The 26,391-nt window shown below is 48.6% G+C and carries 26 protein-coding genes and 1 rRNA gene; 14 read left to right on the top strand and 13 right to left on the bottom strand.

Features of this window, described 5'->3' with window-relative positions; all coding sequences use genetic code 11:
• Positions 1–48: 48 nt before the first annotated feature.
• Together EGC76_RS10030 and hemL are read left to right on the top strand one after the other, a co-directional pair.
• On the top strand, positions 49–1,065 hold the full coding sequence (locus EGC76_RS10030) for an aspartate carbamoyltransferase (protein WP_128352866.1): 1,017 nt from the start codon (positions 49–51) through the stop codon (positions 1,063–1,065).
• A 28-nt stretch (positions 1,066–1,093) separates the two neighbouring features.
• Positions 1,094–2,377 (top strand): glutamate-1-semialdehyde 2,1-aminomutase, encoded by a 1,284-nt coding sequence (gene hemL / locus EGC76_RS10025; RefSeq protein ID WP_128352865.1) that lies wholly within the window; start codon positions 1,094–1,096, stop codon positions 2,375–2,377.
• Here the strand turns inward: hemL and mrcB are convergent.
• From mrcB to pepB, 3 genes are read right to left on the bottom strand one after another with little or no spacing between them, the layout of a single operon-like run.
• Positions 2,369–4,651 carry a penicillin-binding protein 1B gene (gene mrcB, locus EGC76_RS10020; RefSeq protein WP_128352864.1) on the bottom strand — a complete coding sequence of 761 codons (2,283 nt, stop codon included), beginning with the start codon at positions 4,649–4,651 and terminating at the stop codon, positions 2,369–2,371. The genes hemL and mrcB overlap by 9 nt on opposite strands.
• On the bottom strand, positions 4,648–7,086 hold the full coding sequence (gene hrpB, locus EGC76_RS10015) for an ATP-dependent helicase HrpB (protein ID WP_128352863.1): 2,439 nt from the start codon (positions 7,084–7,086) through the stop codon (positions 4,648–4,650). The genes mrcB and hrpB overlap by 4 nt, the downstream gene beginning before the upstream one ends.
• A 4-nt stretch (positions 7,087–7,090) precedes the next feature.
• A complete protein-coding gene (pepB, locus tag EGC76_RS10010) occupies positions 7,091–8,377 on the bottom strand; it encodes an aminopeptidase PepB (RefSeq protein WP_128352862.1) in 1,287 nt (428 codons plus the stop codon).
• 69 nt (positions 8,378–8,446) lie between these two features.
• Between pepB and sfsA the strand changes: the two genes are divergently transcribed.
• The 7 genes from sfsA (at position 8,447) to panC (ending at position 14,192) form a co-directional block, all read left to right on the top strand.
• On the top strand, positions 8,447–9,151 hold the full coding sequence (gene sfsA / locus EGC76_RS10005) for a DNA/RNA nuclease SfsA (RefSeq protein ID WP_128352861.1): 705 nt from the start codon (positions 8,447–8,449) through the stop codon (positions 9,149–9,151).
• Between the two features lie 112 nt (positions 9,152–9,263).
• Positions 9,264–9,716 carry an RNA polymerase-binding protein DksA gene (dksA, locus tag EGC76_RS10000; protein ID WP_128352860.1) on the top strand — a complete coding sequence of 151 codons (453 nt, stop codon included), beginning with the start codon at positions 9,264–9,266 and terminating at the stop codon, positions 9,714–9,716.
• A gap of 1 nt (position 9,717) precedes the next feature.
• Complete coding sequence (gene gluQRS, locus EGC76_RS09995) at positions 9,718–10,575, top strand: tRNA glutamyl-Q(34) synthetase GluQRS (RefSeq protein WP_128352859.1); 858 nt, start codon at positions 9,718–9,720, stop codon at positions 10,573–10,575.
• A gap of 66 nt (positions 10,576–10,641) precedes the next feature.
• The gene (gene pcnB / locus EGC76_RS09990; RefSeq protein WP_425466321.1) at positions 10,642–12,036 is read left to right on the top strand and encodes a polynucleotide adenylyltransferase PcnB; all 1,395 of its coding nucleotides are present in this window, start codon (positions 10,642–10,644) and stop codon (positions 12,034–12,036) included.
• Complete coding sequence (gene folK, locus EGC76_RS09985; protein WP_128352858.1) at positions 12,036–12,515, top strand: 2-amino-4-hydroxy-6-hydroxymethyldihydropteridine diphosphokinase; 480 nt, start codon at positions 12,036–12,038, stop codon at positions 12,513–12,515. Before pcnB ends, folK begins: the two co-directional genes overlap by 1 nt.
• A gap of 39 nt (positions 12,516–12,554) precedes the next feature.
• Complete coding sequence (gene panB / locus EGC76_RS09980) at positions 12,555–13,349, top strand: 3-methyl-2-oxobutanoate hydroxymethyltransferase (protein ID WP_128352857.1); 795 nt, start codon at positions 12,555–12,557, stop codon at positions 13,347–13,349.
• Between the two features lie 6 nt (positions 13,350–13,355).
• A complete protein-coding gene (gene panC / locus EGC76_RS09975; RefSeq protein ID WP_128352856.1) occupies positions 13,356–14,192 on the top strand; it encodes a pantoate--beta-alanine ligase in 837 nt (278 codons plus the stop codon).
• Here panC and panP read toward each other — a convergent pair.
• Genes panP through mpl form a run of 6 tightly spaced genes read right to left on the bottom strand, consistent with a single transcriptional unit; the run spans position 14,189 to position 20,319 of the window.
• The gene (panP, locus tag EGC76_RS09970) at positions 14,189–15,850 is read right to left on the bottom strand and encodes a pyridoxal-dependent aspartate 1-decarboxylase PanP (protein ID WP_128352855.1); all 1,662 of its coding nucleotides are present in this window, start codon (positions 15,848–15,850) and stop codon (positions 14,189–14,191) included. The two genes, panC and panP, sit on opposite strands and share 4 nt — an antisense overlap.
• Before the next feature lie 36 nt (positions 15,851–15,886).
• Complete coding sequence (trmB, locus tag EGC76_RS09965; RefSeq protein WP_246013959.1) at positions 15,887–16,591, bottom strand: tRNA (guanine(46)-N(7))-methyltransferase TrmB; 705 nt, start codon at positions 16,589–16,591, stop codon at positions 15,887–15,889.
• Positions 16,588–17,364 (bottom strand): ABC transporter permease, encoded by a 777-nt coding sequence (locus EGC76_RS09960; RefSeq protein ID WP_128352854.1) that lies wholly within the window; start codon positions 17,362–17,364, stop codon positions 16,588–16,590. Before EGC76_RS09960 ends, trmB begins: the two co-directional genes overlap by 4 nt.
• Before the next feature lies 1 nt (position 17,365).
• Complete coding sequence (locus tag EGC76_RS09955) at positions 17,366–18,313, bottom strand: ABC transporter ATP-binding protein (RefSeq protein WP_128352853.1); 948 nt, start codon at positions 18,311–18,313, stop codon at positions 17,366–17,368.
• Between the two features lie 3 nt (positions 18,314–18,316).
• Positions 18,317–18,937 carry a flavin prenyltransferase UbiX gene (locus tag EGC76_RS09950; protein ID WP_128352852.1) on the bottom strand — a complete coding sequence of 207 codons (621 nt, stop codon included), beginning with the start codon at positions 18,935–18,937 and terminating at the stop codon, positions 18,317–18,319.
• A 32-nt stretch (positions 18,938–18,969) separates the two neighbouring features.
• Complete coding sequence (gene mpl / locus EGC76_RS09945; protein ID WP_128352851.1) at positions 18,970–20,319, bottom strand: UDP-N-acetylmuramate:L-alanyl-gamma-D-glutamyl-meso-diaminopimelate ligase; 1,350 nt, start codon at positions 20,317–20,319, stop codon at positions 18,970–18,972.
• A 150-nt stretch (positions 20,320–20,469) separates the two neighbouring features.
• Here mpl and EGC76_RS09940 point away from each other — a divergent pair, with 150 nt between their 5' ends.
• The 5 genes from EGC76_RS09940 to EGC76_RS09920 are packed head-to-tail and all read left to right on the top strand — an operon-like array spanning position 20,470 to position 24,478.
• Positions 20,470–21,462 (top strand): class 1 fructose-bisphosphatase, encoded by a 993-nt coding sequence (locus EGC76_RS09940; RefSeq protein ID WP_128352850.1) that lies wholly within the window; start codon positions 20,470–20,472, stop codon positions 21,460–21,462.
• 40 nt (positions 21,463–21,502) lie between these two features.
• The gene (gene ppa, locus EGC76_RS09935; RefSeq protein WP_128352849.1) at positions 21,503–22,033 is read left to right on the top strand and encodes an inorganic diphosphatase; all 531 of its coding nucleotides are present in this window, start codon (positions 21,503–21,505) and stop codon (positions 22,031–22,033) included.
• Between the two features lie 5 nt (positions 22,034–22,038).
• The gene (locus tag EGC76_RS09930; RefSeq protein ID WP_128352848.1) at positions 22,039–22,746 is read left to right on the top strand and encodes an ABC transporter ATP-binding protein; all 708 of its coding nucleotides are present in this window, start codon (positions 22,039–22,041) and stop codon (positions 22,744–22,746) included.
• Positions 22,743–23,996, top strand: coding sequence for an ABC transporter permease (locus EGC76_RS09925; protein WP_128352847.1), 1,254 nt, complete (start codon positions 22,743–22,745; stop codon positions 23,994–23,996). Before EGC76_RS09930 ends, EGC76_RS09925 begins: the two co-directional genes overlap by 4 nt.
• Positions 23,993–24,478 carry a DUF3299 domain-containing protein gene (locus tag EGC76_RS09920; protein WP_246013958.1) on the top strand — a complete coding sequence of 162 codons (486 nt, stop codon included), beginning with the start codon at positions 23,993–23,995 and terminating at the stop codon, positions 24,476–24,478. The genes EGC76_RS09925 and EGC76_RS09920 overlap by 4 nt, the downstream gene beginning before the upstream one ends.
• Before the next feature lie 14 nt (positions 24,479–24,492).
• Here EGC76_RS09920 and EGC76_RS09915 read toward each other — a convergent pair whose 3' ends face one another.
• The 4 genes from EGC76_RS09915 to rrf form a co-directional block, all read right to left on the bottom strand.
• Positions 24,493–25,242 (bottom strand): TIGR04219 family outer membrane beta-barrel protein, encoded by a 750-nt coding sequence (locus tag EGC76_RS09915; RefSeq protein WP_128352846.1) that lies wholly within the window; start codon positions 25,240–25,242, stop codon positions 24,493–24,495.
• Between the two features lie 15 nt (positions 25,243–25,257).
• Positions 25,258–25,683: a copper chaperone PCu(A)C gene (locus EGC76_RS09910; protein WP_128352845.1), complete on the bottom strand. Its 426-nt coding sequence runs from the start codon at positions 25,681–25,683 to the stop codon at positions 25,258–25,260.
• 31 nt (positions 25,684–25,714) lie between these two features.
• Entirely contained in the window at positions 25,715–26,026 is a 312-nt protein-coding gene (locus EGC76_RS09905) for a hypothetical protein (RefSeq protein ID WP_128352844.1), read from the bottom strand.
• Positions 26,027–26,306: 280 nt separating this feature from the next.
• Positions 26,307–26,391: ribosomal RNA gene (gene rrf, locus EGC76_RS12085) — 5S ribosomal RNA — on the bottom strand; the annotation flags it as partial.

Here is a 26,391-nt window from a genome sequence, read left to right as displayed (position 1 = left end):
TGATAAAGTATTCGTCCAGTGTTTTCCATCACTGCAGGGCCTCTAATCATGAATTTTACCGGTGCCAACATCCTTTCTGTTGACCAATTCGATATTGATAGCATTCAAACTATTTTTGCGACTGCGGACCGCATGCAGCCCTACGCGAGGCGTCAAAAGCGCACAAAAGTTCTTGATGGTGCAATTCTTGGCAACTTGTTCTTCGAGTCGTCAACGCGAACTCGGGTAAGTTTCGGTACCGCATTCAATTTACTTGGCGGTGAAGTGCGTGAAACTACCGGAATGGAGAGTTCAGCACTGGCAAAAGGTGAGTCCCTTTATGACACCGCACGTGTACTGAGCAGCTACAGTGACGTCATTGCAATGCGCCACCCAAAATCTGGCTCAGTGGCAGAGTTTGCCGAAGGTAGTCGTGTTCCGGTTATCAATGGCGGCGACGGTGCCAACGAACACCCAACCCAAGCATTACTCGACTTGTACACCATTAAGCAAGAGTTGGCCTACCATGGTCACACGGTAGATGGCATGCATATATGCATGATGGGCGACTTAAAATTCGGCCGTACCGTGCATTCCTTGTCGCGACTACTGGCCATGTATAAAAATATTCGCTTCACCTTAATTTCACCACGCGAATTAGCCATGCCGGACAGCGTGTTAGAGGTTCTAGCACAAGCTGGTCATCAGGTGGTGATTACTGACCAAGTGAGCGGTATCTCCGATGCTGATATTGTTTACCAAACACGTATTCAGCAAGAGCGTTTTACAACACCGCAAGAAGCAGATTTATACCGGGGTAAATTTAGGCTTAACAGCGAAATTTATACCAAGCACTACAAGCCGAACACAGTAATTATGCACCCGTTACCACGTGATTCGCGCGCAGAAGCCAACGAATTAGATAATGATCTGAACCAAAATCCTAATTTGGCCATATTTCGTCAAGCCGATAACGGCGTTTTAATTCGAATGGCCCTATTCGCTTTAACATTAGGTGTGGCGGACCAGGTTGATAAATATGAATGCGATGTGAACTGGTACAGCGAAAAACGCACCGGTTATTAGTCCATCTACAATGAATATGAGGAAACGAATGTCACGTTCTGACGAATTATTTGCCCAAGCACAACATAGCATTCCTGGCGGCGTAAACTCTCCCGTTCGCGCATTTAATGGGGTTGGCGGCTCGCCAATTTTCATCGAACGCGCCGATGGTGCTTACATGTTTGATGCCGACGGCCAGCGTTACATCGATTATGTCGGTTCTTGGGGCCCAATGATTTTGGGACACAACAATGCCGCTATTCGCGAAGCAACGCACCAAGCAGTTGACCGCGGACTGAGTTTCGGCACGCCAACAGCCAATGAAATCACAATGGCTGAAAAGATAAAATTTTTAGTACCGTCCATTGAGAAAGTGCGGATGGTGAATTCAGGCACCGAAGCAACCATGACAGCCATTCGTTTGGCACGTGGCTTTACCGGGCGTGACAAAATTCTCAAGTTTGAAGGCTGTTATCACGGACATGCTGATGCGTTGCTGGTAAAAGCAGGCTCAGGCGCGTTAACTCTGGGCGTACCCAGCTCACCAGGTATTCCTGAAGACTTTGCCAAACACACACTTACCGTCACCTTTAATGATTTAGAGTCGGTACGCCAAATATTCGCCGAGTGCGGCAATGACATTGCAACGATCATCGTTGAGCCTGTTGCAGGTAACATGAACTGCATACCGCCGGCCCCAGGATTCTTAGAAGGCTTGCGTGAAATTTGTGACGAGTATGGCAGTGTGCTTATTTTTGACGAAGTTATGTCAGGATTTCGTGTTGCCCGTGGCGGCGCACAAGAACGCTATAAAGTACTTCCAGATTTAACCACCCTTGGCAAAGTAATCGGTGGCGGTATGCCAGTAGGCGCTTTTGGTGGTAAACGTGAAATCATGGATTACATTGCGCCGGTCGGCCCTGTTTACCAAGCGGGCACATTGTCGGGGAACCCAGTCGCTATGGCTGCTGGTTTGGCTGCATTAACCCAACTTGAAGACGAAGCCTTGTATCCAGGTCTGTATGCCAAGGTCGATCGTCTTCTGGATGGCTTGCAAGCTTTAGCTGATGAAGCCGGTATACCATTTACAACAAACCGGGCAGGTTCTATGTTTGGTTTCTTCTTTAGTGGTGATGGCCCAATTACCAGCTTCAAACAAGCAACCGAGTGCAACATGGCGCATTTCCGTTCGTTCTATCACAGTATGCTAAAGCAAGGCGTGTATTTAGCGCCATCAGCTTTTGAAGCTGGTTTTATGTCTGCTGCGCATTCTGATGCGGATATTGATGCGACCTTGGCGGCAGCAAAAGTGGCATTCGCAGCGCTAAAATAAGCGCTGCCACCACGACTTTTCCTCAATTTCGCCGGAGCAACCAAGATCTTCCGGCAACTGTTTTTTGCGCGCCGGTAATAGGCGCGCATGATTACACTCAACCGGAATACGAACACCCAGCGTTGGATGGAATGCAGCGGCCTGCACGTCGGTTGGGGTTTGCAATTCCAGCGGCGTTATTAGCAATTGGCTCAACACCCCCTGCACCACGCGCAACGCACCACTACTACCGGTTAACTGCACCGGCTGATTGTCATCACGCCCCAACCACGCCGCAATCACGTGTTTATTGTCGTAGGCCACAAACCAACTGTCGCGATAGTCATTGGTGGTACCGCTTTTGCCGGCCAGTTTATTGACCCCAAATGCGTCTGCTAATTTACTTCCTGTGCCTTCATTAATCACGCCACGTAAACCGTAATTCACGAGGTAACCTGCGGTAGCAGAAAACACTTGCTTCGCATCCGTTTGCTGGCGTTCAAAGAGTGTTAGGCCTTGATGGTTGGTCACTGCACGAATGCTTTGCAGCGGCCGGTGAGCCCCCTGCTGCGCCAGCATGCTATATATTTCAGTTACCGCCAGCGGCGACAATGGTACGGCTCCCAATGTTAGCGAGGGTACATTCGGTATCGGCGTATCTACCCCGCTGGCTTGCAACAAATCAACAATTCGGTCAATGCCGATTGATAAGCCAAGCCGCACTGCTGGAACATTACGAGACTGCGCCAATGCGTCATAAGCTAGCATGGCGCCCACATGCTTTTTATCGAAGTTTTGCGGTGACCACGAAGGCTGCCCCTGCTGTTCGTACAACAACGGTTCATCAAACAACAAAGAACCAAGTTCAAAGTCAGATAAACTGGAAAAGGCTTCAGCATAAATCAACGGTTTGATCAGCGAGCCGACAGGGCGCATCGCCGCTACAGCACGATTAAAGCCAACGCGACGCGGATTACGATCACCAACAACTGCGGTAATGCCTGCTTGCTCGTGATTCGCTATCACCACGGCGCCTTGCAACTCGGAGTCTTCACTCACTTTTGGTAACTCACGCGTCAGGGCTTGTTCTGCGGCCTCTTGCGCCAGAGGATCAAGATAGGTGAACACGCGCAAGCCGTCTTGCTGCCAGTTTTCTGGCAAGCGCATTCGCCCTAATTCAAATTGGACTAACTCCATATAATGGGGAATATTTTCGCTCACCAAACGCCCGCTGCCGTGCGGAATAACTGGTTGATTAACGCTTGCCACGTATTGCGACTGACTGATCAAATTTTCTGCGAACATCAACTGCAAAATAAGGTCGCGCCGTTCTTGCGCGCGCTCTGGGTAGCGACGCGGATCGTAATAGGAAGGGCCTTTGATAACCCCCACTAATAGTGCAACATCAGCGGGATCGAGTTCTTCAACTTGCTTGCCAAAATAGAGCCTGCTGGCAAGCCCTATACCATGAATCGCTGAGCCTCTATCCTGACCAAAGTAAACTTCGTTCAAGTACGTTTCTAGAATTTCATTCTTACTAAATCGGTAGTCCAGAACAATCGCCATGAGCGCTTCATTGGCTTTGCGCCATAAGGTACGGTCACGCGTTAGATACAGGTTTTTCACCAACTGCTGAGTCAGCGTGCTGCCGCCCTGTACGGTTCGCATTGCTGCAAGGTTAGCTAACGCCGCACGCCCAATTGAGGTCAATGAAATGCCTGAATGGTGGTAGAAATCACGATCTTCAATGAGCAACAGGGTTTCAATTAGCAAGCTTGGCACACGTTCCAGCCCGACTAATAAACGATCTTCCTTATTGCCACCCGATAAACGGCCCAAGTAAGGCGGCTCAAGTTCAACTCGGTTGAGTCTTCTACCGTTGGGCAGACTCATCACGGCCTGAACCCGATCGCCAGCAAAGTTGACTTGAACACGCTGAGCCATTTGTGGGCCTTGTGCAAAGTCGAACGGCCGACGGTAGAAATCAATGCCATACTCGGTGACGCTATACTGGCCCGTATCTGCAACCTTCGTGACACGTTGATAATTTAATCGATCAAGCTCTGCAACCACCATCTCACGCGAAATGGGCGCAGCTGGCTCCAAGGTTAAGCTACGCCCATAAATAAGCGCAGGAGCTTGATAACGATTGCTGCTAAAGCGTTCTGTTAGGCTTGCGTCGAGGTAAATTACATACCCGATTAATAGCACGACACCAATTAGCGCCAGCTTGAGCCCAAGCACAAGTAATCGACGTAATACAGATGGTTTCTTGACCTTCTTGGTCTTTGTCATTTCAACTGTCTCTTGGTTTTATGCGTTGCTTGCGCTTGGCGTGGGTCATCTGGCCACGGATGTTTTGGATAGCGACCTTTCATTTCTTTTTTAACGTGTTGATAGGCATTACTCCAAAAGCTAGCTAAATCGCCTGTGCGTTGCAATAATCTTCCGGCTGGCGAGAGTAAATCTATGGTAATAGTTGTTTGACCATGACATACCGTGGGAGAAATTGGCTCACCAAACATTTCTTGTAGCTTCACAGCAACCACTGGTTGCTGTGCGCAATAATCAATTTTTACCTGCCGTCCACTTGGAACCTCAAGGTTTATTGGGCAGGCCTGATTCAGCTCATTATGTTGTGTATAGGTCAAACGGGCTTGCAATGCGGTGCAGGGATTCCACGCCTTTATTTTCTGTAGACTATCGATGTGCTGCCAATATGGTGTGGCCCAACGTTCAAGCTCATTAACTAAAGTGGCTATATCAAAATTGGGCCAATGCTCTGGCTTAAGCTTTGCTTGGTAGAGGTTAACACGCGCCAACCACTGTCGGGCTTCATCGTTCAGCGTAAAGTACTCGAGCCCGTGTAAAGCGACCTGATTGCTCACAAAGCGTGTCAACGCAGCTAAACGATCAGCCGATGAAATAGCCGTTGGTGCGAGCTTTTCCGATAATACGATAGCCCCGATAGCTTCAACCTGAACGGCTTGTAACCGTTGTTGTGGTCCTTGCCAGCGCACCTCAGTGCGATGCTCTTTGTGAACTGCTGGGTGGTTCAAGTCACTTTCATTTAAAGCAATAGCAGCACCTATAATGGCATCGGTTTGCTGCTCGCTAAGCATCATATCAATAACCAGCAACCACGCTGAGCGCGAGCGCGTGTCTTCATGGTGGAAAACGGCACCGCCGCCGTAACTCAAAAGATAGCCATCTCCGCTGCGTCGTTGCTGTGCAATGCGGTCGCTATAACCCCACAGCAACAACTCAGCCACCCATGTTGCATCAGGCTGTGCAGGCTCGACCTGAAGGCGTCTGCACCAATATTGAAAGCGTTGACGGGCCGCGGGCACGAGGCGGCTTACGTCAGCTGGGAAGGCCTCTGCTGGGCCCGGTTGCTCAATTTGAGCTACCAGCCAAGCTGCTGTCACGCGCACTCCTGACGACTGTTCAGACGCATACGCCAAGATACGCGCAACTCGGGGTTCGGCACCGAATTCAGCAATTTTTGCCCCCATCGCAGTTAATCCACCATGGTCGTGGCTAATACCAAGCTGATTCAATAACTTGTCTGCTGCAGCTAAATTCGCGTTATTCGGTTGACTGAAAAATTTCAGCTGCGCAGGCGCTGCGCCCCAACGACGGCACTCTAATAGCAGCGAAGTTAAATCGGCCGTTTCCAAATCGGGTGCCTGAAACTCACGCATACCATGCTCTTCATTTTTTGCCCACAAACGCATACAGCATCCTGGCCCTAAGCGCCCAGCTCGACCAGCACGTTGCATGGCTGAAGCTTTACTAATACGTCGGGTGAGCAACCGTGTAATGCCATGCTGTGGGTAGAATTGAGCCTGCCGCTCACGACCACTATCGACCACAACGTCAATGTTTGGAATAGTAAGACTGGTTTCGGCAATATTGGTCGCAATAACCAGCCGACGCCGCGCTGGATTTGGTGAGAAAATTCGTTTTTGTTCCGTCAAAGGCACTTGTCGGTGCAGCGGCAAGACGTCCCAATTCGGCGTGTGCTCAAACTGCGCACACAACTTCTTGATTTCGCGCTGCCCCGGCACGAAAACTAACACGCCCAGCTGCGCCATATGCATCGCTTTTTCAATCACACTGGGTAGTTGTTGCAGCCATTGTTGACCGGAGGTTACTGGGTGATAGCTAATGTCGACCGGATATTGGCGCCCTTCACTTGTTAGTACCTGCGCATCCCCCAACCAATCTGCAATTGCCTGCGCCGGTAGTGTGGCAGACATGATGAGTAAACTTAAATCATTGCGAAGGTTGGCACTTTCTAACGCCATGGCAAGACCAAGATCGCTGGTTAAATTACGTTCATGGAACTCATCAAATATTACCAAGCCAACGCCTGTCAGCTCTGGGTCGTTTTGAATGTACTGGGTAAACATACCCTCGGTAACAATCAATAGCCGTGTGTCGTTACTGAATTTAGCTTCGCCGCGAATATGGTAGCCAATGGACTGACCAACGGCTTCACCGCGCTGACTCGCCAAAAAATTTGCGATTGATATTGCTGCTAAGCGGCGTGGTTGTAAAAGAAGAATACGTTGATTAGCCAGCACTTCGGCATCAAGCAGAGCTAAAGGCAAAACAGTTGATTTGCCAGCACCAGGCGGTGCTTCGAGCACCACACGTGCGCCAGGTAACAAGGCAATTACATCATCTATGAGCGCTGTTACCGGCAGCACCTGTGGTCGCGTCATGGCGTTACTTCAACAAGGTAGCCGCAATAGTACGGAAACCTAAGGCTGTTGCACCTGTTGGCCACAAGCCATTGGCACTGCCGTGATAAGCGCCAGCAATGTCAAAGTGCAGCCAACCTGCACCATTATTTGGCGCAAACCGCAATAAAAATCCAGCTGCATTGCTCGCACCACCTGACCCGCCACCTTTTTGTGGCCGGCTATTTGCGGTGTCCGCGAACGCTGACGGGCAGTTATCTTTATGCCACTGATTCAACGGCAGACGCCACAACAATTCGCGTTGCTGCTCCGCTATTGTTAACGTTTCCTGCGCCAGCTTATCATCAACACTAAAGAGTGCGTTGTAGTCAGTACCAACTGCCACTTGAGCAGCGCCCGTCAAGGTTGCCGCATCGATGATAAGCTTCGCATTTACTTCACCCGCATAGAGCAGCCCATCGGCAAGAACTAACCGCCCTTCAGCATCAGTATTTACGATTTCAACGGTTTGTTGGTCTTTATAGGTGATGATATCGCCAAGTTTATACGCACTACCGTCAATCAAGTTTTCAGCGCAGCACAGCACCAACTGTACGCGTTTATTGAGCCCTTGATGAATAGCATGAACCAAAGCCCCTGCCACGGTGGCAGCACCACCCATATCACATTTCATGGCCAGCATGCCTTCACTGGATTTGATGCTGTAGCCACCACTATCAAAGGTAATGCCCTTACCAATCAGAACGGCCTCGACCTCGGCGTCTTTATTTTTGCTAGGGTTATAGTCAACCACTAACATCAATGGTGGGCGTTCACTTGCGCGCCCCACCGTGTGAATTCCCATGCGCCCGTCTTGAATCAACTCATCCCCGACAATTGATCGGACTGTTATAGCATCGGGGGCAACGGCAGTTAACTTCTCGCTGACCATTTGGGCCAGCGATTCTGGATAGATTTCATTCGGCGGTAAGTTAATTAATTTACGCACCCAAGCAGCCGTATCACGCATCTGCCGAAGGGTTTCGGCATCACTCGCCCACTCAATTTGGTTCTTGGTTAAAGTATCTGTAAAACCGTTCGAAAACGCCCATTGACGCTCGATATCCCAGTCGTCACCCATTAATTTGACGGCGTTGATGCCTAAATTGTCGAGTTGTCGGCCAGCTTTTTGGATTTTACGGAGATTATCAGCTTCATTGTCACCAATGAAAATTGTCGCGCCTTGCTCACCCATAACCGCCGGCGTACTTGCTTTCCACGCCGATTGCTCGGTTTTCTTCGTCGAGACAAATACAGATACAGTGCTAGACATGCGAATATGCTCCCAGTATGTTTTCAGCTTTATATTTCTCTATCGTATCCGAGCTAGATGGGGCTTACAATGAAGTTTCTCAACCCTTTGCGACAAGCAGTGCTATTAAAACGCTACAAACGATTTTTAGCTGATGTTCAATTAGTTAACGGTGAGGTCATCACCATTCATTGCCCAAATACAGGAGCCATGACGGGATGTGCTGAGTCGGGTATGAAAATATGGATGAGCGACTCAAGTAATCCAAAGCGCAAATACCGTTACACATGGGAGTTAGCGCAAACCAATAACGGCGATATGATTTGCGTGAATACCCATCGTGCCAACCAACTGGCTGGCGAGGCGCTTGACAGTAACATCGTTCCTGCCCTGAGCGATCTTGCTAATTTGGTGGCAGAACGCAAGTATGGTTACGATAACCGCCGCATAGACTGGTGTGCCGAAGATGCTGTTGGACAAACGGTATTTATAGAAGTTAAAAGCGTAACGCTGGCCGAAGGTGCGCAAGGATTTTTCCCTGATACGGTAAGCAAACGTGCGGTCGATCATTTGCGTAGCCTGCAAGATATGAAATCTGACGGTCACCGCGCCGTTGTGCTTTATGTTGTCATGCATGAAGGTATAAAGAATGTGCAGGCAGCGCATCATTTAGATGCAAAATATGCGGCAATGGCTGCCCAGGCCGAAGCATTTGGAGTTGAGTTTTATGCGCTAAGCTGCGACATTTCAGAGCATGGAATTACACCAACTGGGTTGCTTCCGATGAATAAATAATTTGAGTGGGTCAACACGCACTGTTATTTCACAAATAAAATTGCGCACCCCATCGCTTTCTGGTATATGTACCGACCTTTTTAATAACAACGTCTCATACAGGAGATCCATAATGCCTCAAGGAACGCCGAAAAAAGCCCATGGCATTCTGGCGCAAGCTGGCTTGGAGCCTTACGAGCAAGGCCCTAGCGAAGAATACATGAATGAGGCGCAGCGTGCGCATTTTCGTAAAATTCTCGAAGTTTGGCGTGCTCAGTTGCGTGAAGAAGTTGACCGCACCGTACACCACATGAAAGACGAAGCAGCAAACTTTCCAGATCCAGTTGATCGCGCAGCTCAAGAAGAAGAGTTCAGCCTTGAATTGCGCACCCGCGATCGGGAACGTAAGCTAATCAAGAAGATTGAGAAAACACTGCAAAAAATTGAAGCCGACGATTTCGGTTTCTGTGATCAGTGTGGCATTGAAATTGGCATCCGCCGACTTGAAGCGCGTCCAACGGCTGACTTATGTGTTGATTGTAAAACACTGGCGGAAATCAAAGAGAAACAAATGACTGGCGCCTAACATGGTAGCCACCGCTGATTATTGTGGTCGTTTTGCCCCGACTCCGTCGGGGCCACTTCATTTTGGCTCTCTACTTGCAGCACTTGCAAGCTACTTAGATGCCCGCGCCCTTGGTGGTCGCTGGTTAGTTCGCATTGAAGATATTGACGAGCCTCGCGCAGTGTCTGGTGCTGATAAAGTCATTCTTGAACAACTTAAACAGCATGAACTGCATTGGGACGGTGACGTTTGGTACCAAAGTAGACGCACCAACGTTTATCAAGCCGCCTTACAGCGCCTCACTGACCAGCAATTAACTTACCACTGCGAATGTTCGCGCAAACAAATTAAAGCGCTTGGCCCGTTTTACACCGGGGTATGCCGCGATAAAAATTTGCGTGCAAAAAACACCGCCGTGCGGTTTAGAAATGATCACCCAATACGTTCCTTTGAAGACGGATTACTCGGTCATATTGACATTGAGCGCGAGTTTGCGGCTGAAGACTTTGTTCTATTTCGCCGCGATGGCCTGTTTACCTACCAACTCGCGGTCGTGATTGATGACATCGAACAAGGCATTACTGATATTGTTCGCGGCGAAGATTTACTTACCGCCAGTAGCTGGCAACTCAATCTCTGGCGTTACTTTACTGACAGAACCCCAAAGTTTAAGCATGTGCCTCTCGCTCTTGACGAGCATGGCAACAAACTGAGTAAACAAAACCACGCCCCAGCGCTCGATAAAGATTATGTGACCGCACAACTGTGTGCAGCCATGCAATTTCTCGGGTTACGGCCAGATGCAAACTTAGCGCCAGCTGATTTGGTCGCTTCAGCGGTGACGCAATGGCGAGCGATATACTTCCCTGAAAGGGCCTAGCAGGATACAATATAACCGTTTGCGAAATTAGCCGGAGAACCCCTTATTATTAAACGCATCAAAGCCTTGGCCGAACGCGCACTAAAGCGCACTGCGGACACGTCGAATTTACCGCAGAATATTCTTGCCAAACCACGAATTATTTCACGTGATCAACACCCTATATCGCGTAAAGACATTTCAGAAGCAGCACTGAAGGTTCTTTATCGACTCCATAACTCAGGTTATCAAGCCTACCTTGTTGGTGGTTGCGTGCGTGATCTCTTATTGGGGCTGCACCCGAAAGACTTTGATGTATCGACCAATGCGACTCCGGAGCAGGTGCGGAAGCTATTTCGCAACTGTCGCCTTGTAGGTCGCCGATTCCGATTAGCGCATGTTGTGTTTGGCCGGGAAATTATTGAAGTGGCAACTTTCCGTGGGCATCACGACACCAGCGACGATGAATCCACCGATAAAGTAGGTAAGCAAGACGCTGAAGGCATGTTAGTGCGTGATAACGTGTACGGAAGTATTGAAGAAGACGCACAGCGTCGCGACTTCACGGCCAACGCGCTTTACTACAATATCGCTGACTTCAGCATTATCGACTTTGCCGACGGCGTGAAAGATATTGAAGCGGGTTTGCTACGTATGATTGGCGACCCAGCAACGCGTTATCGCGAAGACCCTGTGCGGATGCTTCGCGCGGTGCGTTTTGCCACCAAACTGAACATGCGACTTGATAGCAGTGTGGCAACCCCCATTATTGAACACGCACCGCTGCTGCAAAACATTCCGGCCGCGCGACTATTCGAAGAAGTGCTGAAGTTATTCACTGCCGGCAAGGCGTTAGCGAACTTTGAAATGATGGTTGAGTATCATTTATTTCAGCAACTGTTCCCGTTGTTAAAGAATTACCTAAAAGCGCCAAACGAGGCGCCGTACCAGTTGATTCGACAAACGTTTTTGGATACTGACACCCGCATTCGTAACGACCAGCACATTACCCCGGCATATCTTTTTGCTGCGTTACTATGGTGGCCACTCCAGGCTCGCATGGAACAGTTAAGCGTAGAGAGCGGTTTACCGCCGGTGGATGCACTTAATATTGCTGCCGCCGATGTGATTGGCCGCCAAGTACAAACTATTGCCATCCCGAAGCGTTTCAGTTTGCCGGCGCGTGAAATCTGGCAATTGCAGCAGCGTATGGAACGCGCCAAAGGTAAACGCGTGCATAGCCTGTTGTCGCACCCTAAGTTTCGGGCTGCTTATGACTTTTTGTTGCTCAGAGCGAAAACCGCTGCACCAATTGAACAAAAGGTATTGGAGCAACGTGCACACTTCTGGACCAAGCTGCAAGAAAATAGCGACGTTACCCCAGCTCCTGTGCATAGCCCAGATGGAAAACCGGCCGCCAAACGACGGGGTCGGCGCGGTGGCCGTAGACGCCGCACCAAGCCGCCTAAACAGGCTGATTAATGGCAACGGTCTATATTGGTCTTGGCGCCAACCTAGGTAACCCCGAACAAACGCTCAAAGAGGCTATTTTTGAGCTTAGTGGCTTGAGTCAATTTGCGCGACTTCGTGCCAGCTCATTATATGCCAGTAAACCCATGGGCCCTGCTGAACAACCGGATTATGTAAATGCTGTGGTGTGCGCTGAAACTGACTTAGCCCCCTTAGCTGTACTCGATTTACTTCAGGCTATCGAACACCAGTTCGGTCGCCAAAGAAGTCTTCGCTGGGGGCCACGTACACTTGATCTTGATCTGCTGTTGTACGGCAATGAAACCATTAGTCTACCGCGTCTGACAATACCGCACCCGGGCCTCACCCAGCGTGATTTCGTTGTGGTTCCGCTAGCCGAACTTAATTCTGAGCTTGTTTTGCCGGATGGTCGCAGTCTGTTGTCTGTACAGGCCACAATGGCACATCATGACCTGCAAAAAATTACCTGATACAATCCAGAGCTATCTGATTGCCACAAGGAGTTCGCCATGGCGGGCATGACTATTTCTAAATTAACCAAAATGAAGGCCGCGGGCGATAAAATCGTCTCAGTGACAGCCTATGATGCTTCGTTCGCGAAACTATTCGCACAGGCAGGCGTGGACTTTATGCTGGTTGGTGACTCTCTTGGTAACGTTGTCCAAGGCCAAGCAACGACTTTACCGGTTACGGTTGAGCACATTGCTTATCATACCGAGGCCGTGCGCCGCGGTGCTCCCGACGCCTTTGTGATGGCTGACATGCCCTTTATGTCTTACGCAACGCCACATGACGCGTGCCTTGAAGCGGCCAAATTAATGCGTGCTGGCGCAAACATGGTGAAACTTGAGGGCGGTGACTGGTTACTTGAAACCATCCGCTGTTTAGTTGAACGCAGTGTTCCAGTGTGTGCACATTTGGGATTGTTGCCCCAGTCGGTTCATGTTCTTGGCGGTTATAAAGTACAAGGGCGCGAACAAAGTGCAGCTGAAAATACAGTGCGCCAAGCCATGGCATTGGAGCAAGCTGGAGCACAAATGTTAGTGCTGGAATGTGTTCCAACTGAGCTTGGTAAGCTGATCAGCGAAAAGCTAAGCATTCCTGTAATTGGTATTGGTGCTGGCGGACAAACTGACGGTCAGATTTTGGTTATGCATGACATGTTCGGCCTTAACAGCGACTATCTACCCAAGTTTGTGAAGAACTTTCTGGCCGAAGCAGGCGATCTTGAAAGCGCCGTCAAACTCTACATTGATCAAGTAAAAGAAGGCTCGTTCCCCGGGCCTGAGCATTCGTTCGAGTAGTCGCCCATGCAGCAATTAAAAAGTCTGGAAGAATTGCGTGCCTGGCGCAACCAAGTTAAGGGTACCGTTGCCTTAGTTCCAACCATGGGTAATTTGCATGAAGGCCACCTTAAGCTCGTTGATGTTGCTAAGCAGCATGCACAACATGTGGTGGTCAGTATTTTTGTTAACCCTATGCAGTTCGGAGCGAATGAGGACTTAGATAGCTACCCGCGTACATTTGAAGCGGACTGTTTAGCCTTAGCTGAGCGCGGAACAGCAGCTGTATTTGCACCCACAGTTGCTGACGTTTACCCGCGTGGGCTGCAACAGCAAACCTTTATCGAAGTACCGGGAGTGTCAGACATCCTGTGTGGCGCCAGCCGACCAGGCCACTTCCGTGGCGTAGCTACAATCGTCGCAAAGCTGTTTAACATGGTTCAACCCGACTGCGCTATTTTTGGCGAAAAGGATTATCAGCAGTTGCAAGTAATTCGACTGATGACGTGCGATCTTAGCTTGCCGGTTGAAGTTATTGGCATGGCAACGGAGCGTGCACCCGATGGCCTAGCTTTAAGTTCACGAAATGGCTACCTGAGTGCGCAGCAGCGGCAGGTGGCTCCAGTTATTTATCAGGCACTGCAGCAGCTTTCGCAGGCAGTAAAATCGGGCTCGGCTGACAGCATGGCACTAAGTAAAGCCAAAAATAATATTGAAGCGGCAGGGCTGAAGCTTGATTATTTAGAATTGCGCCGGCGCAGTGACCTCGCTAATGCCACTGCGCAAGACAACGAACTGGTTATTCTGGTCGCCGCATTTTTAGGCAAAACCCGGTTGATCGACAATTTACAGTTCAACCGTTAATTGCCATTTAAGTCGCGCACTAACCCTAATTCTCTAAGTTCTGTATACAAAGCTCCACGCAAGCTCATTGCCTGCGCAGCAATCTCACGCTGCTCCTGCAGCACTTCCTCGAGCATTTCTAGCGTAGTCAATGGATTCGCTAACACCACACGAAAAACGACAGTAGGCTCTCGATGGTACTGTGCTGGGGTTAGTTTTGTCCGCGAGACAAATGATCTTCCGGTTTCACGCTGCCGTTTTTGAATAAATCGCGTCAACGCATTGAGGTGCGGCATAATGCGACGAATCTGCTCTGCATTAGCTTGCTTCAACAAAGGCTTCACTTTCGCAGGAACAAAGCGATAGGTTAGTAAACACAATTGCGGTTCAGTAATCAGTTCAAAGTCATCTTGCTTTGCAATTAAGTCGGCAAACTTATGCGCGTTATCGATACTTTGATCGATTAACAGTTCATAGCCTCGGCGCCCCATAACATGCATGGCTGAATACACCATCATCGCCATACCTGGGCGTGAGCCTTCCATGGTATGCGCGCCTAAATCCTTTGAGCCATGACGGATAACATATTCCGCGTGATGCTCAATGGCGCGAACCATGCTTGGATCACGAAACAGCACCATACCTGCCCCCATAGGCACATACATCTGTTTGTGCGCATCAATGGTGACGCTATCTGCACGTTCAATCCCGTCTAACAGGCTGCGATACCGATTTGATAATAAGGTAGCGCCGCCCCATGCTGCGTCAACATGAAAGTGTGCGCCCACTTCTTCCGCCACATCGGCAAGTTCGTTAAGTGGGTCGATATGTCCAGTTTCCGTGGTACCGGCCACGCCCACAATTGCGAGAACCTTACCGCCGTCGGCAGTCACTTGACTGCACACTTCACGCAATTTATCGATGCGAATGCGGTTGTTATCGTCGGTTGGAATAGCAACTAAGTTACGCCGACCAATACCCAGCACATCAGCTGCTTTGCTGAGTGAATAGTGGCCGCGCTCAGAAACCATGATGGTTAAACGTTGGTAGTTATAGTGTGCCAAACCTGCTGCTAAACCTTCTGCGGCGATACCGGCAAAGTTACCTTCTGGCTTCAAAGCTAAATTACGCGCTACCCACAGCGCAGTGATATTGGCGATAGTACCACCAGAACACATAGCCCCGAGCGAATGCTGCGCACTGTGCATCCAACGCCGATAAAACCCTGCGTCTTGTTGGTAAACTAAATGATGCAGCATTCCTAAAACATTACGCTCGAGTGGCGTAAACGCCTTGGATGTTTCTATTTTTACCAGGTTCTGATTCAAACCCACCATCAATTTCGCTAACGGCAATAGAAAGTACGGCAGTGCCGAAGTCATGTGACCAATGAAGCGTGGTGAGGATGTATGAACCGAATGCGCAACCAGGTTATTGAGCAAAAATTCGGTATGATCAGAAACATACTGCGGGTCTTCAGGAATTTCGCTAACACTGAAATTTTGCTCAATTTCATGCAGCGGTTTTTCGCGTGCAACAATATGCTCGCCAAGAAAACCCATAAGGTTTTCTGACAAATGCTTTTCGATTTTTCCAAGCGTCGAGTCAGGCGCTTCTGGGATAGTAAATATCTTCAATAGCGCTTCTTGACTGACTTCCGCAAATATTTTGTCGCTCAAGCAGGATTCCTTATTAGGGTTGAACGGCGAATTTGTTTATTCTGCCTCGATTGCCGAAAAATATCGACCATCTTCGGGCAGCTCCGCGCGCAATTCCCATAATTGCTGTGCACTGCGCTGGTATTTTCGTTCGAACGGCGTGATGGCTTCGTGACGCGCCAGCAATGGCGCAATGTTAGCGCTGCAATTCACCAGAGCCAAACTACTAGCAACTTCGGTCAGGTATGTCACCCAATTCGACCGCATGACCAACTGACCACCCAAGCCTAACACATAAGGCCACACGGGGCTGCCGTGCCAACGTCGCCCGAGGTGCGCAGCTTTCGGCCAAGGGTTTGGGTATAAAATATAATGCTCATGCAATTGCCAGTGCGCCTCCACTGCAAGACGCCAAAAATCATGAAGGTCAGCACGCACCAAAATATAGCGCTGTCCCGCTGCTGCATTTTGATAGTGCGCATGCCGCCCGAGTCGGTGTGCTGACTTATCTACGCCAATAACGAGCGCCGATGGATTTTGTTCAGCTATCCACGCGGTGCTTTCGCCAACGCCACAACATGAGTCTAAGATTACTGGCCCTTGCCAATCGGCAACCAGTTTTTGTACTTGCTCAAAGGCTTCACGATTATGCGCTTGAATTGGCTTGCGAAACGGTGAACGTAAATGGCGCATCACAACCGATACAAGATCATCATGGTTGCCGTGCTGATTCGTAGTTACAGATTTTGATTCATGATTCACGAACGAATACCCACACCACGATTCAATAATGTATATGCAGTGATAAACAACACCAGGTTAAACCCAATAATCACCGCAAGTGCCACCGCAATGTTCACATCAGACACACCCAAGAAACCGTAACGGAATGCGTTAACCATGTATAACACCGGATTAGCCTGCGCAATGTGCTGCCAAATTCCTGGCAGCAACTGAATACTGAAAAACACACCACCCAAGTAAGTCAGTGGCGTTAACACAAAGGTTGGTACGATAGATATGTCGTCAAAAGTTTTGGCGTGAATCGCGTTGATCAAGCCGCCCAACGAGAACAACGTTGAGGTGAGAATGACTGTCGCAACCAAAATCGCAAAGTTGTGAATCGCGACATTTTGCACGAACAAGAACGACACGCAAGTCACGATAACCGCAACAATGAGAGCGCGCGCGAGACCACCACCAACATAACCACCAATAATAACCGCTGGCGACACTGGCGCTACCAGCATTTCTTCGATGTTACGCTGGAACTTGGCGCTAAAAAACGAAGACGCTACGTTGGAATAGGAATTGGTAATAACCGACATCATGATCAAGCCAGGAACAATGAATTCCATATAGGGCCGACCGCCCATATCACCGATACGCTCACCAACTATGCTACCGAAGATGACAAAGTATAGAGTCATAGTAATAGCTGGTGGCACAAGCGTTTGCACCCAAATGCGCAAAAAACGCGTGCACTCTTTTATCCAAATTGTTTGTAGTGCAATAAAGCTTATTGATGACTGCATATTAAGCCCCCGCCGCAGCTGGTTTACGGCCTTTCTCAACCAGATTGACAAAAAGTTCTTCTAAACGATTCGCTTTATTCCGCATTGATAACACCGTTATTTGTTGCGCGCTAAGTTGTTCAAAAACCCGATTCAAACCTTGGCTTTTTTCAACATCCACTTCTATGGTATGGCCGTCCATTGCTCGCCACTTAAAGCCTTCCAGCGTCATCGTTTCAGCGACCGGAGCGTCATTTTCGACTGACAAATCAAGCACGAAAGTTTCCATGTTCAACGTGGTGAGTAGACGCTTAATGGACGTGTTTTCGATAATGGTACCTTGATCGATAATGGCGATATTTCGGCACAACGACTCAGCTTCTTCTAAATAGTGTGTCGTCAAAATAATGGTAATTCCTTGCTTGTTAATGTCTTCAAGGTAATCCCACATGCTGCGACGTAACTCAATGTCAACGCCTGCCGTTGGCTCATCCAAAATCAATAGTTTCGGCTCATGTAACAACGCGCGCGCAATCATTAAGCGACGCTTCATACCGCCCGAAAGCATCCGCGCTGGGTTATTACGTTTATCCCACAAACTTAATTGCTTTAAGTATTTTTCTGACCGTTCTTTGGCAACTTCGCGCGGCACGCCGTAGTAACCAGCTTGATTAATCACAATTTGTTGAACGGTTTCAAACTGATTAAAATTAAACTCTTGCGGCACTAAGCCAATCTGTCGCTTCAAATCAACCAATTGGGTGTCGAGGTCGTAACCAAACACGCTGACTTTGCCTTCGGTTTTGTTCACCAACGACGAAATAATACCTATGGTGGTTGATTTACCCGCGCCGTTTGGCCCAAGTAGCGCGAAGAAGTCGCCTTCTTCAACGTCTAAATCAATACCTTTTAAGGCAACATGACCGCCTTTGTATGTTTTCTTTAATCCACGAATAGACAATGCTTTCATGTGTTATTTGTTCTCCTCGCCATAACCCCAGCGTGGTTGAAGTGTTTGCTCTAGTCCCAGATGGTCAAGTATTCGGGCCACCACAAAGTCGACTAAGTCATTAATACTTTTGGGCTGATGATAAAACCCGGGCGCGGCGGGCATAATTGTCACGCCCAGCTGGGCAAGTTTGTACATATTTTCCAGATGAATCGCTGACAGTGGCATTTCCCGCGGCAGCAAAATTAACTGCCCACGTTCTTTCATAACCACATCTGCAGCGCGCTCAATTAAGTTATCACTTGCGCCGTGAGCAATCGCTGACAGGGTTCCCGTGGAACATGGGCAAACCACCATTTTCGTCGGCGCTGCGGAGCCTGATGCCACGGGCGAAAACCACTCTTCTTTACCATATACGTGCAATTGCTCGGCACTCACACCAAAACGTTCTTGCATGGCTTTTGCCATTGCTTTTGGCGCTGCCGGCAGTTGCCAATCAATTTCAGTGGCGAAAACCACACGCGCAGCACTGGACATTAGCAAATGCACTTGCTGATTTTGCGCGAGCAAACATTCTAACAAACGGACCGCATAAGGTGCGCCGGATGCGCCGGTTATTGCTAAAGTCACGCTAGATTGCGCCATGCCTTGCTCCTTGATTACGCAAGCTGAAATAATTAAGACCCGCGTTGCTGCAATATTTCGAGAAAACGATGATGGATGTTACCAAAACCACCATTACTCATAATGACGACGTGGTCACCTGCTTGTGTATGCTGTTGTAACTGTGACAATAAGTCATCGGTGGTATCGCCGACATGCGCCCGCGGCACCTTATCGGAAACCAACCATTGTACCGTTTCTGGTTGCAGCATGAAAACCTCATCCGCTGCGCTCAGTGCATCAGCCAATGCGTCAGCCATGGTGCCCAACTTCATGGTATTCGAACGCGGCTCCAACACCGCAATGATACGTGCATTGCCAACCTTTGCGCGCATGCCCTGCAAGGTGGTGGCAATAGCCGTTGGGTGATGTGCAAAGTCATCGTATACAGATATACCTGCTACGTGCCCCAGTAATTCAAGTCGGCGCTTCGTATTTTGGTAGTGCGTGAAAGCCTCGCAGCTGACGTCGACTGGCACACCCACATGATGCGCAGCTGCAATAGCCATCAGAGCGTTGTATACGTTGTGATTGCCAATTAAAGACCACTCGACTGTTCCTGCCAGCTCGCCATGATGGTAAACATCAAACACACTGCCATCGGCTTGCTGCAGCTTTGCAAACCATTCCTGGCCTTCTCCAACTTGAACCTGCTCACTCCAGCAGCCTTGTTCAAGCACTTGCGCTAAATTGTGCTCATGGCTCGGAAAGAAAATACGGCCATACGACGGAACCACGCGCACCAGGTGATGAAACTGGCGCTGAATCGCCGCTAAATCAGTGAAGATATCGGCGTGGTCAAACTCAAGGTTATTGAGGACTAACGTGCTCGGACAATAGTGAACAAACTTGGAACGTTTATCGAAGAAAGCTGTGTCATATTCATCGGCTTCAATGACAAAAAAATCGCTCTCGCCTAAGCGTGCCGACTGTTGAAAATTAGCCAATACACCGCCCACTAAAAAACCAGGTTTGAGGCCTGCAAATTCAAGCAGCCATGCCAACATACTCGAGGTTGTTGTTTTCCCGTGCGTGCCCGCTACCGCAAGGACCCATTTATGCTGCAATAATGCATCATGCAACCATTGCGGCCCTGATATATAGGGGATGCGCTGGTTGAGTACAGCCTCAACCGCGGGGTTTCCGCGACTTAGCGCATTGCCAATGATAACGAGATCAGGCCGAGGGTTAAGCTGTTCCGGCTGATACCCCTCAACAAGCTCAATTCCCAACTGGCGTAATTGATCACTCATTGGTGGGTATACCTGCGCATCGCTGCCAGTTACGTGGTGCCCCAGCTCTTTTGCGAGCGCTGCAATACCGCCCATAAAGGTGCCGCAAATGCCCAAAATGTGAATGTGCATGATTTTACTCGACGAATCAGGGTTTTCGATAGTGTATCACGGGCTTTTGGCACAGCGACAATCTGGGCAGGCAATTTGCTTAAATTTGCGGTAAACTTAGCCGCGTTTAAAACAAGGTTTTCGAACAACCAGCAACTTCACGAGGGTTCCATGCAACGCCTAATTCCGACCTTACGTAACGACCAGGTCGACGAAGCTCTAATTTCCGTCATCAACACATTGCAAATATGCGCTAAAGAGATTTCATTTCGCGTTGGCCAAGGCGAACTTGCCGGCGTTTTGGGATCAACACTTTCTGAGAATATTCAGGGCGAAACGCAAAAGAAATTAGATATTTTGTCGAATCAGCTACTCAAAGAAATCTTGCTGGAATGCCAGCACGTGAGAGCGGTTGCGTCCGAAGAAGAAGAAGGTATTGTGCTTGGTAACGACAACGGCAAATACCTCGTTGCATTCGACCCACTCGATGGCAGTTCAAATATCGATATCAATAGCATGGTTGGTACCATATTTTCGATTCTGCCCGTACCAGAAAATAATTCTGGTGATGTCGATATGTTTTTACAGCCAGGCCGCAACCAAGTCGCGGCGGGTTATATTTTGTATGGTCCTTCCATTATGATGGCCTTTACCACCGGTAAAGGGCTGCGCATGTTCACGCTGGACCAAACCGTTGGTGAATTCTTACTCACGAAGAAAGACATCACCATTGAACCGGAAACGTCAGAGTTTGCCATCAACATGTCGAACTTCCGCCATTGGCAAGAAGGTATGCAACTTTACGTTGATGACTTACTGGCTGGCACCAGCGGCCCACGCACTAAAAACTTTAATATGCGCTGGGTTGCCGCAATGGTCGCCGATGTTCACCGTATTCTGTGCCGCGGCGGATTATTTGCATACCCATGGGATGCCCGCTCAGAGAACAAACCCTACAAACTGCGTTTGATGTACGAAGGCAATCCGATGGCTTGGTTAATTGAGCAAGCTGGTGGTGCTGCGCATAGTGGCGAAGAACGTATTTTGGATATTCAGCCAACTGATATTCATCAGCGAGTCGGCATAATTCTTGGCGCTAAACATGAAGTTGAAACATGTTTAGGCTATCTCAAGGGTTCGCAATCGGATAGCAAGCCCGTATAATACGAAAATCTCTTTTATATTTTGTCATACAGGAATACACATGAGCTTAAGTCACGTTAGCGCAGGTAAAAACTTGCCAGAAGAAGTCAACGTAATCATTGAGATACCTGCCAACGCAGATCCAATTAAATACGAAGTGGATAAAGACACCGGTACCTTATGGGTTGACCGTTTCATGTCTACCCCTATGTTTTATCCATGTAACTACGGCTTCGTAAACGAAACGTTATCACTTGATGGCGACCCAGTTGATGTGTTGGTACCAACACCGTACCCACTGCAAGCGGGTTCTGTCATCAAATGCCGCCCAGTTGGCGTGCTTAAGATGACTGACGAATCAGGCGAAGATGCTAAAGTTATCGCTGTGCCAGTAAGCAAGCTAACCAAAGAATATGATCATATTCAAAACGTGAATGACTTACCGGAGCTACTCAAGGCGCAAATCACACACTTTTTTGAGCGCTATAAAGAACTTGAAAAAGGTAAGTGGGTTAAGGTTGAAGGCTGGGGCGACATTGATGCTGCCAAAGCCGAGCTCGTCTCTTCATTTGAACGCGCGAAGCAGAAATAAAACTGATGCCTGGCACCTGTATTGAACTCAAACAGCTTGAGTTTCAGTGGCCAGGTGCCACGCAACCTCTGTTGCGTATTCCCGAACTACAGATTTCCCGCGGTGAGCGCGTTTTACTGCGGGGTGCCAGTGGCTCGGGAAAATCGACACTGCTTAGTCTTATTGCTGGCATTCATAAAGCTAAAGCACAGCAAGTGTTCGTACTTGACCACGATCTTGGCGACATGTCACAGCGCCAACGCGATAAGCTTCGAGCCAATGAAATTGGCTATATATTTCAGCAGTTTAACTTGTTACCTTATCTTAGCGCCTACCAGAATGTGCTGCTTGCGCAGCAGTTTTCACCAGCACGACGTCAGCGCTTAAATGCTCAGCAGTCATCACATAAACAGCAAGCGCAAAATCTTCTGCTCCAGCTTGGCCTCACTGAAAGCGACACTGAACGACCTGCGCATCAGTTAAGTGTGGGGCAGCAACAACGTGTTGCGGCTGCGCGCGCTTTGTTTGGCAGCCCAGCATTGATCATCGCTGATGAGCCAACGTCAGCCCTCGATGCGGACCATAGAGACAACTTCATCCAGATATTATTTGAAGCCTGTCGCGCAAACAACACAACACTATTATTTGTAACGCACGATGCCAGCTTAGCGCCCCATTTTGATCGTGCTATTGAACTTGCCGATATTAATACAGGCAGTGGTGGTTGGTCATGATTCGCCTTGCGTTCGCCAGTTTAGCCAACCGCAAATCAAGTGCTTGGCTCACGATTTTAGCTATTGCAGTCAGTGCTTTGCTATTAATCGGTGTAGAACGAGTGCGCACCCAAACTCAAGACAACTTTGCTAACACAATATCAGGTACTGACCTGATTGTTGGCGCACGCACAGGGTCAACACAACTTTTATTGAGCAGTGTTTTCCATATCGGTGCCTTGAATAATAGTATGACGTGGCAAAGCTATACGCATATTAAGGAGCTACCTGGCGTTGCCTGGAACATTCCTATGGCGCTGGGCGATAGCTTCTCTGGTTACCCCGTGGTAGGCACCAACGAGGACTTTTTCAAGCACTTCAAGTATGCCTCAGAGGCTGCTCTGGAATTTGCTGCCGGCCGTGTATTTAATGCCGACGAACACGCCGTATTGGGTGCAGAGGTTGCTCAGCGGATGCAGCTGAACGTTGGTGATGAATTCACCATTGCGCACGGCAGTGGCGGTATAAGCTTTTCAGACCATGATGCACATCCGTTTCAAGTAACTGGTATTCTGCAAAGAACTGGAACACCTGTAGATCAAGCTATTTATATTCCGCTGGCCGGCTTGGGACTTGTGCATGGTGAACTCATACAAGACGATAATGATGATTCACATGACCACGAACACGAACACGCGGACACCGAGCAACAGCCGGTATATACGCTTAGTGCAGTTCTGCTTGGTCTCGATAACCGTGCGCTGGCCTTACGCATGCAACGACAGATAAATACCTACCGCGAAGAACCACTTAGCGCAATTATGCCAGGCTTAGCCTTAACCGACTTATGGCGCACCTTGAGCCTATTCGAGAAAGCCTTGTTTACCGTTTCAATTTTAGTTGTTGCTACAGGTCTGTTGGGGATGTTAACAGCCTTACTTGCCAGCTTGCGGGAACGCCGACGGGAAATGGCGGTCTTACGCTCTATTGGCGCCGGACCTTTTACCATATTTGGCCTGTTGGTCAGTGAAGCCTTTATGCTTGCCTTAGCAGGCGTTAGCATAGGTGTTCTCATGTTATTTGCGGTGCTGCACTTTGGAGCCGATTGGCTACTGCTGCATACCGGTTTGTTATTACGTGCAACACCACTAACGATCACTGAATGGAGTCTCGTGGGCGCCATACTTGTAGCCGCAATACTCTTGAGTTTCATTCCTGCGTGGCGAGCCTATCGCAACGCATTAGCCGATGGATTAACAATACGCTTATGATGAAGTTTTTAACCGCATTGCTAGTAGTATCTATTAGCCTCTTTACGCCTGTTCATGCTGAAGACTACGTGACCACTCATTGGAAAGAACTGGTGCCTGAAGGATACAAGCCACCACCTGTGCGCAGTCAGGCGTTCTATGATGCGAATCCTGAGTTAGCTAACCAGCCAGAACTTGATGCACCCATGGTTGAGTCTTTAGACGGGAAGAAAATTAAAATACCTGGGTATGTGGTGCAACTCGAAGGCGACGCCGATAAGGTCACGCAATTTTTATTAGTACCCTATTTCGGTGCGTGCGTGCACGTGCCACCGCCACCGCCGAATCAAATTGTATTAGTAGATTTTGCTGAAGGTGTGAAATATGAAGATACGTTTGACGCTGTATGGGTTGAAGGTACCATTCACGTTGAGCGGGTTGAAGGCGATGTTGCCGTGGTCGGCTATCGTCTGACAGCCGCCACGGTTACGCCATATTATTAAAGCTATTATTGCGCTTAGAAATGGATTTCTAAGCCTAAATAAGGCCCTTTGAACTGTAAATCTGAATCAATGCTATCCAAATCATCCAGCTCTATGGTTACATCTCGGTAGCCCAGTTGCAGATTCAGATCGATCGCTAAATTTTCTACAAGACGATACTCAATACCGGCTTCCACATCACGGATGCTGCTGTCATCAATGCTGACTGCGTTCGCAATGCCGTACACAGTTAACGGAGTAGTCGGAATACCCACCCGAAGTTGCGCATAACCTGTTGGTATCCACCCATCACTTTCTAAGCGGTTCTCGCTTTGTGCGTCACGCACGGCCAATAACCCATCGACTTTTTTACCGGTGATACCGAAGTCAAACGACAGCAAATCGTTGTCGAACAACTCATAGTACAACGTAATATCGGTATGGCTTAAATCAATGGTGCTACCGAGCGTAGTACCTGCTGTATAGCCTTCGCCATTGTAGGTAAAGTCTTGTGACAGCAGAACCGAGCCTTGTGTAACGAGCTCATTTTCACGAATCTTGATGTTAGGCACCAGTGGAATTGGGTGCTCAAGTGCGACATAAAAGCTGTTTTGCTTTTCGTCAGCGAATGCAAACGACTGGTTACCTGAACCAGAGCCAAAGTTACCCGTATTTTCGGTGTCCCAAACTTGCCCACCAGCATAAATACCTAACAAAGTATCTGCTTGTGCAGCTCCAGTTAGCATTAGCGTTGGTGCAATCAATGCAATGGCGATCTTTTTCATTTCCGGATGTCCTTACTAACGTATTGTTTTTACTTCGGCGTCGAAGCTTACACTATCACCATCACTGAAATGAAGTTCAAATTCAACTTGATCACCCGGCTTAAACGCATTTTTTACACCAAACAGCATAAGGTGGTATCCACCTGGCTGAAACACGATGGTTTGCCCGGCTTCAATATTCAACTCCGGTACACGTCGCATCCGCATCATACCGTCCCGCAAGACATGCTGGTGCACTTCAACTGCGCGCGAGGCGCCCGTGTTGGCACCTACGACGGTGATCGCTTTAGTACCTGTATTACTTATCGTAAAGTAACCTGCGCCGTTCTCTGAACCAGGAATTGACTCTTTTAACCAAGCATTTGAGATTTCGACCTCAGCTGCAGTTGCAAGCAATGGTATAAAAGCCAAAATTAACGTAGACGTTTTGACCCAATACATAATCGTCTCCTCAATAAATGAAGATATTATTTTACACAGGTTTAGGACGTTTACGCAGTAGTAAATAGATCACCAGTCCAACTAATAAATAAGGCCACAACCAACTAAAGAGAACGAATGCTAACGTTAACATGGCCACAGCTATCGCGAACCCTACACTGCAACCGACGAAAATGGCAACAGCGAAGGCAACAGCGGCCATTGCAACAATGACCAATCCGGTAAAACCAACACTAAAGATCAGTCCAAGCACAGCACCAAGTACTGCGAATATTTCATCGGCAAACAATAAAAAGGCCACGACACCGATGAGTATCCATAACCAATTGCGATCGCTTTTCATACACTAACCTCGTCATAAAATTATACTTGATATAGTTAATGCAATGATCGTGCCTATTTTGTAGGTTACTGTTTTTATTCGCTATTATTAAATAAGAAAGTTTGTACTAATGCGTAAAGTGGTGGGAATCACGAAAAATTCGTTAATCGTTATTCGTTAATCGTTATTCGAAGTGGTCTTTTCTTTTTTCGAGTAACCAATAACGAATAACCAATAACGCTTTTGTTTTTCAGACATAAAAAAACCCCGAGCATTAGCTCGGGGTCTCGTCGTATTTAAAGCCTGGCGGTGTCCTACTCTCACATGGGGAAGCCCCACACTACCATCGGCGCTGAAGCGTTTCACTACTGAGTTCGGAATGGATC

The sequence above is a fragment of the Pseudidiomarina gelatinasegens genome (genome assembly GCF_004025325.1).
GTDB lineage: Bacteria > Pseudomonadota > Gammaproteobacteria > Enterobacterales > Alteromonadaceae > Pseudidiomarina > Pseudidiomarina gelatinasegens.
This window is presented reverse-complemented; position numbering and strand designations above follow the sequence as displayed.

What these genes read in the sequence shown, in the direction of transcription:
- EGC76_RS10030 (WP_128352866.1), top strand. Translation starts at nt 49, where the DNA reads ATGAATTTTACCGGTGCCAACATCCTTTCTGTTGACCAATTCGATATT.
- hemL (WP_128352865.1), top strand. Translation starts at nt 1,094, where the DNA reads ATGTCACGTTCTGACGAATTATTTGCCCAAGCACAACATAGCATTCCT.
- mrcB (WP_128352864.1), bottom strand. Translation starts at nt 4,651, where the DNA reads ATGACAAAGACCAAGAAGGTCAAGAAACCATCTGTATTACGTCGATTA.
- hrpB (WP_128352863.1), bottom strand. Translation starts at nt 7,086, where the DNA reads ATGACGCGACCACAGGTGCTGCCGGTAACAGCGCTCATAGATGATGTA.
- pepB (WP_128352862.1), bottom strand. Translation starts at nt 8,377, where the DNA reads ATGTCTAGCACTGTATCTGTATTTGTCTCGACGAAGAAAACCGAGCAA.
- sfsA (WP_128352861.1), top strand. Translation starts at nt 8,447, where the DNA reads ATGAAGTTTCTCAACCCTTTGCGACAAGCAGTGCTATTAAAACGCTAC.
- dksA (WP_128352860.1), top strand. Translation starts at nt 9,264, where the DNA reads ATGCCTCAAGGAACGCCGAAAAAAGCCCATGGCATTCTGGCGCAAGCT.
- gluQRS (WP_128352859.1), top strand. Translation starts at nt 9,718, where the DNA reads ATGGTAGCCACCGCTGATTATTGTGGTCGTTTTGCCCCGACTCCGTCG.
- folK (WP_128352858.1), top strand. Translation starts at nt 12,036, where the DNA reads ATGGCAACGGTCTATATTGGTCTTGGCGCCAACCTAGGTAACCCCGAA.
- panB (WP_128352857.1), top strand. Translation starts at nt 12,555, where the DNA reads ATGGCGGGCATGACTATTTCTAAATTAACCAAAATGAAGGCCGCGGGC.
- panC (WP_128352856.1), top strand. Translation starts at nt 13,356, where the DNA reads ATGCAGCAATTAAAAAGTCTGGAAGAATTGCGTGCCTGGCGCAACCAA.
- EGC76_RS09960 (WP_128352854.1), bottom strand. Translation starts at nt 17,364, where the DNA reads ATGCAGTCATCAATAAGCTTTATTGCACTACAAACAATTTGGATAAAA.
- EGC76_RS09955 (WP_128352853.1), bottom strand. Translation starts at nt 18,313, where the DNA reads ATGAAAGCATTGTCTATTCGTGGATTAAAGAAAACATACAAAGGCGGT.
- EGC76_RS09950 (WP_128352852.1), bottom strand. Translation starts at nt 18,937, where the DNA reads ATGGCGCAATCTAGCGTGACTTTAGCAATAACCGGCGCATCCGGCGCA.
- mpl (WP_128352851.1), bottom strand. Translation starts at nt 20,319, where the DNA reads ATGCACATTCACATTTTGGGCATTTGCGGCACCTTTATGGGCGGTATT.
- EGC76_RS09940 (WP_128352850.1), top strand. Translation starts at nt 20,470, where the DNA reads ATGCAACGCCTAATTCCGACCTTACGTAACGACCAGGTCGACGAAGCT.
- ppa (WP_128352849.1), top strand. Translation starts at nt 21,503, where the DNA reads ATGAGCTTAAGTCACGTTAGCGCAGGTAAAAACTTGCCAGAAGAAGTC.
- EGC76_RS09930 (WP_128352848.1), top strand. Translation starts at nt 22,039, where the DNA reads ATGCCTGGCACCTGTATTGAACTCAAACAGCTTGAGTTTCAGTGGCCA.
- EGC76_RS09925 (WP_128352847.1), top strand. Translation starts at nt 22,743, where the DNA reads ATGATTCGCCTTGCGTTCGCCAGTTTAGCCAACCGCAAATCAAGTGCT.
- EGC76_RS09920 (WP_246013958.1), top strand. Translation starts at nt 23,993, where the DNA reads ATGATGAAGTTTTTAACCGCATTGCTAGTAGTATCTATTAGCCTCTTT.
- EGC76_RS09915 (WP_128352846.1), bottom strand. Translation starts at nt 25,242, where the DNA reads ATGAAAAAGATCGCCATTGCATTGATTGCACCAACGCTAATGCTAACT.
- EGC76_RS09910 (WP_128352845.1), bottom strand. Translation starts at nt 25,683, where the DNA reads ATGTATTGGGTCAAAACGTCTACGTTAATTTTGGCTTTTATACCATTG.
- EGC76_RS09905 (WP_128352844.1), bottom strand. Translation starts at nt 26,026, where the DNA reads ATGAAAAGCGATCGCAATTGGTTATGGATACTCATCGGTGTCGTGGCC.